Source organism: Paenibacillus sp. Leaf72, assembly GCF_001422685.1.
Taxonomy (GTDB): Bacteria; Bacillota; Bacilli; order Paenibacillales; family Paenibacillaceae; genus Pristimantibacillus.
This window is the reverse complement of the sequence record NZ_LMLV01000031.1, coordinates 173,523-187,909: the sequence shown is the minus strand read 5'-3', so window position 1 is coordinate 187,909 and position 14,387 is coordinate 173,523. Positions and strand designations below refer to the sequence as shown.

Sequence of the window (14,387 nt, the reverse complement as noted above, 5' to 3'; positions counted from 1 at the left end):
TATTACAAGTGGAGAATTATCCGCTTAATCCTAGTAAAAAAGAGAGGAATGTGCTGACTGAGGAAGTCTGCATTGAAACAGTAGCAGTATTTTTTCTATGAGTCAACATCTAATGCAAGGTGGAGTAAATATTTATTTGTACAAATAAGATCGAAAAAAATAAAAAGAAAATAAGAATAAAGTGAAGGGACACCTAATAGATATAAAACGGCTGCTTGATATGAAACTTTTTTCTTCTTTAACTTAAAGCAATAAGAATAAGAACACAACAAGCCGACGGATGACCTCTTGAATCTGGAGTTCATCTGTTTTTGTGAGGATGTGGAATGACTGAACTGTAAAATAGATGCAATATTTACAAATAAAACAAACCCTCTAAAGCCTTCCCATCCACGGAGGCTTCTTGTTGTGTCGCTGCAATTTGCTAATGTTTGAGAGATTGCCGGAAAGGGTCATTTTAGCGTTAAAGTAGTGTTAAAGAAGTCATCCCAGCATTAGCGCTTTCTACCATATTCAAGTAGGATATTCTATGCACATGTTTTAGCATTATCGTGATGGTCACTACATATGAGGAGTGATTGAATGCAAGCAAAAAGCTTGGTTCACCAGTTATTCGAGCAGCAGTCGGAACGTACGCCTAGTCGTGAAGCTGTTAGATTTGAGGAGAAGTCAGTAACGTACGCCGAGTTGAACCGCCGCGCGAATCGGCTAGCGTATCGCTTGCGTGCGATCGGTATCGGTCCTGACGTGCTGGCAGGCATCTGCATGGAGCGTTCGATTGAACTGGTCGTCGCGCTGTACGGCGTCCTAAAGGCAGGGGGCGCTTACGTGCCGCTGGATCCGGATTATCCGAAGGATCGGCTAGCCTACATGATTCAGGACAGCAAGGTAAGACGAATCATTACGCAGCGTCAATTTGCGGAACAGTTCGCTGGGTTCGACGGTGATGTATTGATTTTAGACGAGTCAGAGCCATTGGATGGATATGGAGATGAGGAGGGAAACCCGAATATTGCCTTGCATGAGAGCCATCTGGCTTACATGTTCTATACCTCCGGATCGACGGGAAGGCCGAAGGGGGCAATGAATACGCACGCTGCCATTCGCAATCGGGTTCTTTGGCTGCAGCACACTTTCGAAATGGAGGAAAATGATAAGCTTCTTCAGAAATCTCCATACAGCTTCGACGTATCGGTATGGGAATTTTTCTGGCCGCATATATGCGGAGCATGCCTTGTCATGGCCAAGCCCAAAGGCCACCTTGACAACGAATATATGTGGGAGGTCATCAAGCGCGAATGTATTACGTTCGTGCAATTCGTTCCGACGATGCTCCAGACGTTCTTGAGTGCGGAGCAGGCTCAGGACCTCCCCTTTCTGAAACATGTTTTCTTATGCGGGGAGCCGTTGTCTGCCGCGCTGAACGAACGGTTCTGCCGTACGATGTCCGCGCAGCTTCACAACTTGTATGGTCCGACCGAGGCAGCGGTATTCATTACCAATTGGACCAGCGATCGCAGCTTGAACCGTTCGGTCATTCCAATTGGCAAGGCTATCCCTGAGAATGCTATGTACGTATTAAACGACCGCTATGAACCGGTCGCACCTGGTGAGATTGGCGAGCTCTTCATCAGTGGCATCGGGCTCGCGCGCGGTTATTACGGCAGACCGGACCTGACGGCCGAGCGATTCGTGCCCGATCCATACAGCAAGGAACCGGGGGCACGGATGTACCATACCGGAGATCTCGGGCGCTGGCTTACGGACGGAAACCTGGAATGTCTGGGCCGCAACGACGATCAGGTGAAGGTACGGGGCTTCCGTATCGAGCTGGGCGAAATTAGCACGGTGCTTGAACAGCATCCAGGAGTCAATCAAGCTGTGACGGTTGTCTGCGAGGATCAGCCCGGAGACCAGCGCATTACCGCCTATTTCATTCCAAATGCTGAGTTCGCTCCCTCGATCAGCGAGCTGAGGAGCCATCTACAGCAGCATTTGCCAGACTATATGGTCCCTTCTTATTTCGTTGAGATGGAGGCCTTCCCACTTACCCCTAGCGGCAAGACGGACCGCAAGCTCCTGCCGAGTCCGACGCTGTCACGCCTGATGATTGGCCAGGCGTATGTTCCGCCGGAAACCTATATCCAGAAGGAGCTTGCCGTGATTTGGTCAGGTTTTTTCAGTTTCGATCAGCTCGGGCTTGACGACGATTTCATCGACTTGGGCGGCCATTCGCTCGTCGCAACTCAAATTCTTGTCCGGTGTGGACATGTTTTCGGCGTGAAGGTATCGCTGAAGGATATGCTCACACAAGGAACGACGATTCGCGCCCTCGCGTCAATTATTGAAGCCAATCTGCTTGCGGAGACTGACGATGCCGAGATCGAAGCGCTGTTGAGCGAGATGGAGCACCTGTCGGAAGAGGAAATTGAGGCGCTGCTGAAGTAACAGTCAGTAGATGATCAGGAGGAGACGATTCGTGGCAAATTTCGTTCTTAGCACGCATATGACGAACGGAGATGTACTGCCGTTTCTGCGGTTAGCGTCTGCACTTCGCCGGCGTGGACACCAGGCAACCCTGGTGACTCACGGCGTATTTGCGCCGCTGGCCGAGAAGTCCGGCATCGCTTTTCGCGGCATCGATAAACCAGAGGAATACACCGAAATCATGAAGGATCTATACATGATGGAGGATCCGCTGAACAAGCCCGACCTCTATGAAGCTTACCAACGCAAGTATTATTCGAAAGAGAAATTCCAGCAGGAGTATGACATCCTGACGGAGCTGTGCCAAGCGGAGGACTCCGTGCTGATCTGCAAGGAGCGTGACGGCTTCGTTGCCATGATCGTATCTGAGATGATGCATGTGCCAATCGTCACGGGCGTACTCGCGCCCAGCTATGTGACGCAGCTGCATATTTGGGAAGAGCTTGGACTGGACTTTGCGATATCACTTATTAACACTTTTCGCAGCGATCTTGGACTTACGCCAGTCTCAAGCTGGACATCATGGATGGGCGCCGTGAAAAAAAACATCGGTTTCTGGCATGAGAGCTTTGATGCTGCTGTGGAAGCACCAGAATGGGCGCTGAAGGTGGATACCGTCGGATTTCCGCTGGCCGATGCGATCGAATATGAGCCTTTGCCAAACGACCTGCTAGATTTTATCCGCGCCGGCGAACCGCCTCTCTTGATTACGGGCGGGACAGGGAAAATGATTAAGCCGAATTTCTACCAAGCGGCAATCGAGGGCGTCAAGCTGCTGGGGCAGCGAACCATACTTGTTACGAGGCATGAAGAATTCATTCAAGGCGAGCTGCCGGATCATATTCGCTGGTACAAGATTTTGCCGCTCGCCAGTGTATATCCGCTAATCAGCAGCGTCATCCATCACGGCGGAATCGGTACGATTACGGGAGCCATGACCGCCGCTGTGCCGCAGCTGGCGCTCGCAGCCGATACGGATCGTCCAGATAACGGAATGCGGATCAAGCATCTGGGCATAGGTGATTATTTGCCGCCGCTTCAGTGGGAGCCCGCGCTGATCGCAAATGCCATAAAAGGCATTCAGACAAGCACAGTGAAAGAGCGCTGCCGCCAGTTGGCAAGGGTTATTGCGGAGCATGATACGATGGCAGCGGCCTGCACGGCCATGGAATCGGTAATCGGCAAGCCCGACTGCGCCATTGCCTCGGATCAGCTTATTGCTGATTACGTTGCAGCGCAGCGCCAGCAGTCCTTGCGAAGCGCAGTGACCGCGCCTGATCATCGCCTGGATGAGATCAATCAGTCACTATCAGCAGGCAAGCGTTCACTGTTATCGCAGTGGCTGGTGCAGCGCCAGCTCGGAAGTCATCCCCTGCCTTTGAAGGAGGCGCACTATGAGTAAAACGATTGATCGCATCGAGCAGCTTTCGCCCGAACGACGGGCGCTCCTTGCCCTGAAAGCCAAACAGAATAAGGCAAAGGCTGCCGCAGCTTCGTCGGTAATCCCAAAGCAGCCTAGGCAAGCAGGGGCTAACAAGTTTCCTCTATCATTTCCGCAACAGCGAATTATGTTTTTCGAAGAATATATGCCGGGGACGGAGCGGTACAATTTTGCCAACGGCTACAAGCTCATCGGCAAGCTGAATGTCTCTGCCCTGCATCGCACGCTGAACGAAATGATCAAGCGTCATGAAATCATGCGCGCTGTTGTTGCTTATGAGAACGACGATTACGTGCAGATCATTCGCCCCGAGCTGACGATTGACCTCCCAATTATCGAGTTGGCCGATGAAAACAAGGTCTATGAGCTTATGGAGAAGGAAGCGACGGCACCGTATGATTTCCTGAACGGGCCGCTTGTGAAGGCAATGCTCTTCCGCTTGGATCCCGAAAAGCATGTTCTCGTCTGGATGACGCATCACTTAATCTATGATGGCTGGTCAGCCGACGTGTTCGACGAAGAGCTCGCCGCGATTTATCGTTCCTTTGCCCTGGAAGAGCCGCTTTCCCTTCCGGAGCTGCCGATTCAATACCCGGACTTTGCCGTCTGGCAGAGGCAGTGGATGACAGGATCGGAATACGAAGAACAGCTGCGCTACTGGAAAAATAAACTGATGCCAGCACCGGCGACGCTGGATCTGCCGACGGATTACCCGCGCCCCTCGATTCAAGTTGAGCGCAAAGTCGGTTTCTTCAGCCTGACGCTCGATCCATCATTCTCGCAGCGTATCCGCGAAGCGAGCAAGCAGCTCGGCTGCACGTCTTTTGTCCTGCTGCTAGCCGCTTACAAGGTACTACTCGCAAGCTACAACGGCAAGCAAGAAATCGTTGTCGGCACGCCCATGGCGAATCGAGGCAAGCAGGAAATCGAGAAGCTTGCTGGCTTCTTCGCGAATACGGTCGCGCTTCGCTCCGCGATTGATATGGGCAGCAGCTTCAGCGACTTTATCTCGGCAGTCCGCGAGACGGTGCTGGAGGCGAATGATCATCAGGATTTGCCATTTGACAGAATCGTCGAAGAGATGAATCCAGATCGTGTTATAGGCCATGCGCTATTTTTTGATACCATGTTTCTGTTCGAACGGCATGGGCAGGCGCTGAGAGAACTGCCTGACCTTGAGATTGTACCGTTCGTGGGTGATCGTACGCGAGGCGGGATGCTGGATCTGACGATGACGGTATTCGAAAATCAAAAGTTAGGCATGGAAGTTACATTGACGTATCGCCTAGATCTATTCCGCGAGTCGACAATCCAGCAAATGGCGGAGCATTACTGCATGATTTTGGAACGCGTAATAGACAATTCCGCGCTGCCGATATATGCAGTTGCAGCTCTCTCGGGCGAACAGCTGCAGAAGGTTCTGGTCGACTGGAATGCTGGCGAGTCTACCGGTACAGAGCTCCAATTGCCGCATCTTCTCGTGGAGCGTCAATCGGCTCTTACACCTATGGCCGCAGCTGTATGCTCAGAGGGGCGTACACTTACCTATCTTGAGCTGAATGAACGGGCTAACCGCTTGGCGCACCATCTGCGTGGTATGCAGGTCGGACCTAATACAACCGTCGGCCTTTACATGGAGCGCACTGTCGATATCATCGTCGGCTTGGTCGGCATCTTGAAGGCAGGTGGTGCCTATGTGCCGCTTGATCCTAAGCTGCCGGTGGAGCGCTTGCGAATGATTGCGCAGGAGGCTGAGGTATCGGTCATCGTGACCGAGGAAGCCTTCGCCGATCTGCTGCCGCAAAACGAGGAGGCAGCGTCGGCGCCCATACGCATGGTTTCGCTCGACCGGGATTGGGATAAGATAGCGCAAGAAGATGCGAATAATCCCGAAGTAATCTCAAAGCTGGACGATCTTATGTATGTGCTGTTCACGTCCGGATCAACGGGGAAACCGAAGGGCGTGGCGGTGGAGCACCGAAGTTATGCCAACTATTTGGAAGGCATTATGCAGCGTTTGGCGCTGCGGGAAGGCCTCCATTTCGCCATCGTCAGCACGCTTGCTGCCGATCTTGGAACGCCGATGATCTGGGGGGCATTCGGAACAGGAGGCACCCTGCATGTCATACCGTATGAGCGTGCTGCTGATCCCGATGCTTTCGCCGCTTATTGCGAAGCGCATCCGATCGATGTTATGAAGATCGTTCCAAGCCATATGGAGGTGCTGCTCGGCGTAGCAAATCCCAGCGTCATCATACCGCGCGAATGCTTGATTCTTGCTGGCGAAGCCTCGCATTGGGGGTCAATTGCAGACATTCGGCGCCTTCGTCCGGGCTGTCGGATTCAAAATCATTATGGTCCTACGGAGACAACCGTTTCCGTACTCACCTATGAGGTGCCAGTAGGTGGAAGCGAGCAAGATCATCTTGCAGTGCTTCCGCTTGGACGTCCGATACCGAACGCGCCGGTCTATGTGCTTAACGCTAATTTGCAGCCGGTTCCAGCTGGCGTCATCGGCGAGTTGTACATCGGCGGTAGCGCCGTGACGCGCGGCTACTACGGCAGGCCAGATCTGACGGCCGAGCGATTCGTGCCGAATCCGTTCACAGATCGACCGGGAGAACGGATGTATCGCACGGGCGACCTGGTTCGCCATTTGCCTAACGGCATGATTCAGTTTATTGGACGAATGGACCAACAGGTCAAAATCCGCGGCTATCGGATCGAGACTGGCGAGATCGAGCATGTTCTGCTGCAAATGGGAGGATTACGCGATGCGGTCGTGACTATTCGCGAAGATGAACCGGGAGACAAACGGCTGGTTGCCTATTTGGTACCGGAGCAGCGCTTGTTACCAGACGCTCAGGAGCAGGCTGTACGTGGAGCGCAGCTTGATGTAAGCGCGATTCGAAAACACATAAAAAGCATTTTGCCCGACTATATGCTGCCTTCGGCCTTTGTCGAGATCGAGCGGCTGCCGCTTAACGCGAACGGCAAGCTGGACCGTGCAATGCTGCCTGCGCCAAGCGCTGCAAATCGAGCGGGAGACAATGGCTTTGCTGCGCCGGAGACCAAGGAAGAGCATGAAATCGCCGCTGTTTGGCAGGAAGTATTGGGGCTCGAACAGATCGGCATCAACGATGAATTTTTCGACCTTGGCGGTGATTCATTCAAGGCGATTAAGGTCGTACGCAAGATGGGCAATTCCTTTAGCGTAATGGACCTCTTCCAGTATCCGACGGTGCGTGAGCTGGCCGAGCATCTCGCATCCGGCGCTACACGGAGCGACGATCTTCTGATCGAATTCAAAAAGGCATCGAATATCGGGGGCAAAGCGATTACGCTAGTCTGCGTGCCGTACGGCGGCGGCAGCGCAATTACGTTCCAGCCAATGGCGAAGGGATTGCCTCCCAACTATGCCCTGTATGCGGTCGAACTGCCCGGGCATGATTACAGTCGAACTAGCCAGTTGCTGGCCTCGCATGAGGAAACGGCGGCTCGGATTGCTCAAGAAATCAAAAGCAAGGTCAAGGGTGAGGTTTATCTCTACGGCCATTGCTTAGGTGGGGCAATGGTGCTCCGCACCGGGTTGCTGTTGCAGGAAGCAAATGTAGAGGTAAGCGGGATTTTTATGGCGGGCACCTTCCCGGGAGCAAGATTGCCATTCAAGCTGACGGAATGGTGGCATCGCTTGTTTCCGCGGGAGAAGTGGACGTCTGATAAGTTCGCACGCGACATGCTCCGCGCCTTTGGCGGCTTCGATGACGAGATCTCTCCGGAAGAGCAGAAGTTCGTTCTGCGCAACCTGCGGCATGATGCACGGGAGGCGGAGGATTATTACACGGCGCTCTACGCATTGCCGAATAAGCCGAAGCTGAAGGCACCTGTAGCTTGCATCGTGGGTGGCGCTGATCGAATGACCGAGTTCTACGAGGAGCGTTATATGGAGTGGTATGATTTCAGCGAGGATGTGCGATTGCATGTTGTTGAGCATGCCGGGCATTATTTTCACAAGCATCAATCGGACCATGCCGCGAAAATCATGTCGCAGCAGATTCGTGCATGGGAGGAAGAGCGTGAAAACGGGGAAAGCCGAACGACAATGAGCCCTATTTCTCAGACTGCTTCTGCTCCTCAGCAAGTACCAAAACTTGCGATGGAGCACAAGCAAAAGAAGAAGGATATTCAGCCGAGCGTGAAATCTTTTCTCACGGTGACGCTGTGCTTAATCATCGCTACAATTGGCACGTCACTGACCGGATTTGCGCTTGGCATCTGGGTATTTCAGCATACCGGGTCGATTTCGGATTATGCGACGATCTCGCTTTATGCGATTTTGCCCACGCTGCTGCTGCTTCCGGTGGCCGGTGCGGTTGTGGACCGCTATGATAGACGAAAGGTAATGCTGGCGGGACAAATGTTAGCGTTAGGCTCGGTAATTTTCCTCGCGACTATGCTCTATCTGGATGCGTTGTCACTATGGGCGATCTATGTGGCTGCAGGTATCGGATCAATTTCAGGCGCTTTCACGATGCCAGCTTATCAGGCAGCAACAGCGCAACTCGTGCCGAAAAGGTACTTAGGACATGCAAACGGATTAGGACAGCTTGTCATGTCCTTGAACGGGATTATGGCACCAGCGCTAGGAGGAGCTTTGGTTGTATTGATCGGTCTGCAAACCATTGTTGTTATCGATCTAGTGCTGCTGAGTTTATCTATAGTCATCCTTTCACTGATCCGATTCCCTAACCTGATGTTCAAGAAACGTGAGGAACCGATGAGCAGGGAAATCGTCGGAGGGTGGAAGTACATTATTCAAAGGAAGAGCATGGTCGCCATGGTCGTGTTTTTTATCGTTGTCAATTTTTTCATGAGCTTATATAACGTGCTGACAACGCCGTTTCTGCTGCAGTTCATGACTGCTGACAAAGTAGGCATCGTTATCGCGTTTGAGGGTGCAGGACTATTTATCGGCTCGATCCTTATGACGATATGGGGCGGGTTCGACCGCCGGGCGGACGGAATGGTCGGTTTCGTTATGCTGACCGGTTTATCGATAGCGGTTGCCGGGATCTATCCTTCGCTTGTAACGGCAGCCATCGGCTTGTTCGGCTTTGGCTTTGCGCTGGCGCTTATCAATACGCACTGGCTGGCACTCATACAGACGAAGGTAGGGCTTGAGCTGCAAGGCCGCGTATTGGCAACGAACCAAGTTATGGCCTTCAGCATGCGTCCGCTTAGCTTCCTCCTTGCAGGACCGCTTGTTGCATCTGTTTTCGTTCCGCTTGCATCGGCGCTGCCAGCTGGTACAGAAGCTGCCGGGCTGTTTGGATCGGGAGGCGGAATGGGTATCGGGCTGTTGATCACTTCGATTGGCGCCATCTTGTTCATCTGGGGATTGCTTGGCATGCGTTATCGGCAGCTGCGTCATATGGAGACAATCTTGCCGGATGCCGTGCCGGATGCCGTTATTATACGAGATAAGGATCAGTTGCAGCAAATAGCAGACCGCCAGATGGGCGTCAGAATTTAATTGTGGAATAGGGGAGGTTACTTTTGATGGAGAACGAAATACTAGAATTCAGCTACAAAGTAGTCGTCAATGGCGAAGAGCAATATGCGATATGGCCATTGCATCTGAGCAATCCAGAAGGCTGGAGCAATGCCGGCAAGAGTGGGACGAAGGAAGAATGCCTAGCTTATGTGAAGGAAGTATGGAGCGACCTGACGCCCTTAAGCCTGCGTCAAGCATGAAGTTGTTCCAGCCATCTGTGCGTTGCGCATGGATCGGCGTTCGGTCCAAGAAGAGCTTGAGCGTATTGCACGCCTGCTATTGAAGTAGTAGAGCGAAGGGTTCCCAATTACACAGCTTTGCCGGGCGTTGTTCGTAAACAGGGAGCATCATGCATTGTACAGCGAGCCTGTTAATGAGCACGTTCGGATGTTCTATTTGATTGGGATGGGCAAAAAGGTTAGGGTTAGCCATTTCGAATGGTTAACCCTTTTTAATGCAATTGTCGACTATGGATTTGGGTAACTATGATTCAATAACAATTATTATGTTAACAAAGGGATGCTAATCAGATAAATGATAGAGAACCATCTCCTAGGTTACCTATGAGATGTACGATTGATGGTGGTCATTACATGCGAATGGTCGTATATTATTAGTATGTGGATTATGAGAGAGAACATGGACCACATTACGCAATGATAAACGATTCTACATAGAAGGAAGGGGAAAAAAATGGATTTTCAACCGCTTGTTTCATTTGTTGACCGTATCACTTCCTGGCGAGTTCCATGGGCAGAGGTACTGGTGATGTATCAAAATGATACCGTTTTCCGTTACCGTAGCGGCTATGCTAACTTGGAGGAACAGACGCCAATCGGTGATAGAGCGATCTTCAATCTCTACTCCTTGACGAAAATAATGACCTGCGTGGCGGCGCTTCAACTGGTGGAGAGAGGCGATATGCTGCTAAGTGATCCGGTTTCCGACTATCTGCCGGAGTATGCCGAGATGACGGTAAGGAAAACTTTGCCGAACGGGGAAATTAGGCTTGAAAAAGCAACCCGTCTCATTACGGTACGCGATTTGTTTACGATGACTGCGGGGTTCTCCTATGATATAGGTTCTCCATCTTTTAAGGAAGCTGTGCATAACACCAACGGAACACTACCAACACGTGCTTTCGCGAAAGCGCTTGCCAAGGAACCCCTTTTGTTTGAGCCAGGCACGCATTGGAACTACAGCATGTGCCACGATGTGCTCGGGGCATTGGTGGAGGTTGTCAGCGGAAGACGCTTCGGTACGTATCTGCGAGAAGAAATCACCGGACCACTTGGCATGAACGATACAGCGTTCGATCTGAACGATGAACAGCGGACCCGACTAATTCCGCAGTATATGTACAATGACGAGCTTGAAAAAGCCGTACGTATGGATGGAAACGGGTACCGGGTTGGTAGCGAATTTGAGAGTGGTGGCGCCGGATTGTTGTCCACAGTTAGTGATTATTCACTGTTCCTGAACGCACTGACTGGGTACGGCACGAGTCCCGAAGGCGTGCGGATTCTGTCACAAGCCTCGGTGGAACTGATGCGCAAGGACCATCTGAACGAGCAGACCCGCGGCGATTATTCATGGGATCACATGAGTGGATACGGGTATGGCCTTGGTGTCCGTACTCATGTATCCCAGTCATTAAGCGGCTCACTGAGCCCGCTCGGCGAATTCGGATGGAGCGGCGCCGCCGGGTGCATGGCTATCATTGACCCGGATTCCAAGCTTACCGTTATGTATGCGCAGCACCTTCTGAACAATCAGGAGCCTTACGTTCAGCGACGCTTGCGAAATGTCGTGTACTCCTGCTTGTAATGTGGAAGCTGGAGTCTTAGCGCGGCATATCGTTTGATTCGTTTGATTCGTGTCGCGGGACAAGAGTTTGGTTACCGACCATTGTCATTCAAGACAAGACGTTCGTTGGTTTCTCTGAAAACTTGAACGAGATAAGCAAGCTCCTGCAGGGTTATGCCAATTTATTTGATGCGCATCCTCCGTTCCAGATTGATGGAAACTTCGGTGTGACATATGACAAAGCACTTCTAAGCCAGGTTTAATGACCTGTTTAGAAGTGCTTTTTGATTAGTAGCAGCCTTTCTTCAGAATTTCTTTAGAAAAATTCTTATAGGTTCCTTAGTTTTGACTGGTATTCTTCATCTATGGAATTTGAGATGAGGAGGGTCAACATGATCAGCGAGACATTCATGCATTTAATTGATCAATATGGGTATTTTATTTTCTTAGTTGCCTTTTCTCTAGGGCCTTTCGGAATCCCAATACCAAACGAAATATCAATATTAACTGGCGCTTTTCTGAGTAGTAATGGTACCTTAAATCCTTGGGTAACCTATTTAGTTATATTGCTTGGACTGTTAATAGCTGTAACCGTGTCTTATTTCATGGGAAAAGTCTTTGGGAAACATTTTAAAGAAAAAATAGAAAAAAACCGTTACTTTCAAAAAGCTCAAACCATCTTGCAGCGACACGGAAATTGGGCAATGGTCATTGGTTTTTTCCTTCCTGTGGTCAGGTATATTATGCCTATGCTTGTTGGGTTAGGTAATGTCAAATTCAGAACATTCATTCTCATTTCCTATTCGAGTGCTTTATTGTGGACAGCGACGTTTTTTGTTATCGGAAGATTTTTCATCATCCCATTATTATAAATTTGAGTCAGTTGAAAAATCGTTTATCCGAGAAGTTCAGTTTAGGCAGTATCGATTTTGTCCCCCTTAATTTCCCGCCTGCTTTCGTTTATACTTTTCGTAAAGAGCAAAAAGATAACCATGAGAAAGGGAGCAATATATAATGAACACGGTCCTTATTGTAGATGATGATTCAGAAATTCGAGATATCATACATGTTTATCTCCGCAATGAAGGGTATTTTGTTCTTGAAGCGGAAAACGGCTTAGAAGCGCTACATGTCATCCAAACAAACTTAGTCCAGTTGGTCATTTTGGATGTTATGATGCCTAAACTAGATGGCATTCACACTTGTCTCAAAATAAGGGAGTCTTATGACGTTCCCATCATTATGCTTTCGGCTAAGCAGGAAGATATTGATAAGATTACAGGGCTTACAACAGGGGCAGACGATTATATGATTAAGCCTTTTAACCCCTTGGAATTACTTGCAAGGGTCAAGGCGCAATTTCGGCGAAGTTCAATGAAAAATAAAGAAGAAATCCAAGCTGTCACTCACCTCAAGGATCTCGTCATTGATAAAGTCAAACATTCCGTATTGTTAAGAGGAAAAGAACTTTCGTTAACTCCGTTGGAGTTTGGCATTCTAGAATTGCTCGCAAGTTACCCTGGACAAGTATTCAGCTCGGAAAAAATTTACGAAAGTGTGTGGAAAGAACCGTATGGTTATTCAGATAATACTGTGATGGTCCATATTCGCAACTTGCGGGAGAAAATAGAAATAGTTCCAAGAGCACCTCAATATATTAAGACGGTATGGGGAGTTGGCTATAAAATTGACAAATAAAGTACATAAAAGAAAAAGTAAAATTCAGATCAATATTTTATTGAATTCCGTTTTTAGTTTTTTTATTTCCATTATCCTAACATCGGTTCTGCAGTACTGTGCTTATCTTGCTAGTGTAGCTGTAAGCGAAATATTAGCATACCTTACTGTTCCAATGTTTACAGGAATTTTCGTTTCTACTTTTTTTATTTTGACACGGCGAATTGTCTCAGATCTTATTACATTGGAGAAAGGGCTTCAAATTATTTCGGAAGGAGATTTAGATTACCGGGTACCTGTCGTTCGAAAAGACGAGCTCGGAAGGGTTGCGCTAAATATCAATTTAATGGCTGAACGTTTACAACAGCAGATCGCTAAAGAGAGGGAGGTTGAAAGATCTAAAATGGAATTAATCTCCGGCATTTCTCATGATTTGCGAACGCCTCTTACTAGTATTATTGGCTATATTGAATTGTTACGAAACGATTTATTTCAATCAAAAGATGAATATCGGCGATTTATTCAAAATACGTTTAATAAAGCCATTCATTTAAAGAGCATGCTCGACGATTTGTTTGAATACACTAGGCTTACTTCGAGTGAAACGCGTTTGGATCTTAAAAGAATTAATGTGTGTAAACTTCTGGAACAATTGCTTTTTGAGTTTGAACCGATCGCTCAAGAAAATGGAATAACGGTTGCAAAAAAAATCGGGAATCCTCCTATTTTCACTCTTCTTGATAGTGAGAAAATCGCCAGAGCCATTGATAATTTGCTTATGAATGCCCTTAAATACTCTTTAAAACCTGGAACTGTTAGCATTAACATAGAATCAGACGCTTCAAACGCTTTTATCGCGATAGAAAATAAAGGGAATCCACTTACACCAGAACAAGAAAACAATTTGTTTGAACGTTTTTATAAAGTTGACGAAGCTCGTAGTACAGAAGGTATTCAGACTGGAGCTGGATTAGGTCTTTCCATTGCCAGAAACATTATTGAATTGCATGGGGGAACCTTAAAACTCAATCATAAAGATGGCAACTTCAAGTTTATCTTAGGACTGCCTATAAATAATTATTCCGATAATGAACAATAAGATTTCTGAATAATTACCTCCCGACTAGAATGATAATGTTCTATGTCCCGTAAGACTCATTGTTCAAAATAGCCTAAATCTAGGAGTCAATAACAGGTAAACCTCACTTTCGAGTAAAGTGGGGCTGTTTAACGTTTTCTGAATAAACATCGCATCAATTCATCTGATGCCATGGAATCTTTACTGGGGTAATACTTTGAGGAATTACGTATGTAAAGGTCAATGCTCACGTATATGCGTTTAATGATGGTTCTGCAGCATTACATGAGCATCTAGGCTTCGTTCATGAGGGAATCCAAGGCTTACCGCTATTTTTATTATTA

At 48.8% G+C, this 14,387-nt stretch carries 9 protein-coding genes; all 9 read left to right on the top strand.

Translation table 11 applies throughout. The features are described 5' to 3' along the window. The first annotated feature begins 582 nt into the window (after positions 1 to 582). The 9 genes from ASF12_RS24215 to ASF12_RS24180 all read left to right on the top strand — a co-directional run bounded on the left by ASF12_RS24215 (position 583) and on the right by ASF12_RS24180 (position 14,064). On the top strand, positions 583 to 2,448 hold the full coding sequence (locus ASF12_RS24215) for a non-ribosomal peptide synthetase (RefSeq protein ID WP_056040396.1): 1,866 nt from the start codon (positions 583 to 585) through the stop codon (positions 2,446 to 2,448). Between the two features lie 31 nt (positions 2,449 to 2,479). After that, on the top strand, positions 2,480 to 3,889 hold the full coding sequence (locus ASF12_RS24210; protein WP_056040393.1) for a glycosyltransferase: 1,410 nt from the start codon (positions 2,480 to 2,482) through the stop codon (positions 3,887 to 3,889). After that, entirely contained in the window at positions 3,882 to 9,461 is a 5,580-nt protein-coding gene (locus tag ASF12_RS24205; RefSeq protein WP_056040391.1) for a non-ribosomal peptide synthetase/MFS transporter, read from the top strand. Before ASF12_RS24210 ends, ASF12_RS24205 begins: the two co-directional genes overlap by 8 nt. 26 nt (positions 9,462 to 9,487) lie before the next feature. Then, positions 9,488 to 9,682: an MbtH family protein gene (locus ASF12_RS24200; protein ID WP_056040389.1), complete on the top strand. Its 195-nt coding sequence runs from the start codon at positions 9,488 to 9,490 to the stop codon at positions 9,680 to 9,682. 493 nt (positions 9,683 to 10,175) lie between these two features. Next, positions 10,176 to 11,309, top strand: a complete 1,134-nt coding sequence (locus ASF12_RS24195; protein ID WP_056040387.1) for a serine hydrolase domain-containing protein — start codon at positions 10,176 to 10,178, stop codon at positions 11,307 to 11,309. 122 nt (positions 11,310 to 11,431) lie between these two features. Continuing rightward, a complete protein-coding gene (locus ASF12_RS36670) occupies positions 11,432 to 11,551 on the top strand; it encodes a glycosyl hydrolase family 95 catalytic domain-containing protein (RefSeq protein WP_442952553.1) in 120 nt (39 codons plus the stop codon). A gap of 129 nt (positions 11,552 to 11,680) precedes the next feature. After that, positions 11,681 to 12,160 carry a DedA family protein gene (locus tag ASF12_RS24190; RefSeq protein WP_056040386.1) on the top strand — a complete coding sequence of 160 codons (480 nt, stop codon included), beginning with the start codon at positions 11,681 to 11,683 and terminating at the stop codon, positions 12,158 to 12,160. 142 nt (positions 12,161 to 12,302) lie between these two features. Then, complete coding sequence (locus ASF12_RS24185; protein WP_056040384.1) at positions 12,303 to 12,986, top strand: response regulator transcription factor; 684 nt, start codon at positions 12,303 to 12,305, stop codon at positions 12,984 to 12,986. Then, positions 12,976 to 14,064 (top strand): sensor histidine kinase, encoded by a 1,089-nt coding sequence (locus ASF12_RS24180; protein ID WP_155973422.1) that lies wholly within the window; start codon positions 12,976 to 12,978, stop codon positions 14,062 to 14,064. Before ASF12_RS24185 ends, ASF12_RS24180 begins: the two co-directional genes overlap by 11 nt. Positions 14,065 to 14,387: the final 323 nt, after the last annotated feature.

Coding starts and splice junctions, on each gene's coding strand:
- ASF12_RS24195 (WP_056040387.1), top strand. CDS start 10,176: ATGGATTTTCAACCGCTTGTTTCATTTGTTGACCGTATCACTTCCTGG.
- ASF12_RS24190 (WP_056040386.1), top strand. CDS start 11,681: ATGATCAGCGAGACATTCATGCATTTAATTGATCAATATGGGTATTTT.
- ASF12_RS24200 (WP_056040389.1), top strand. CDS start 9,488: ATGGAGAACGAAATACTAGAATTCAGCTACAAAGTAGTCGTCAATGGC.
- ASF12_RS24205 (WP_056040391.1), top strand. CDS start 3,882: ATGAGTAAAACGATTGATCGCATCGAGCAGCTTTCGCCCGAACGACGG.
- ASF12_RS24185 (WP_056040384.1), top strand. CDS start 12,303: ATGAACACGGTCCTTATTGTAGATGATGATTCAGAAATTCGAGATATC.
- ASF12_RS24215 (WP_056040396.1), top strand. CDS start 583: ATGCAAGCAAAAAGCTTGGTTCACCAGTTATTCGAGCAGCAGTCGGAA.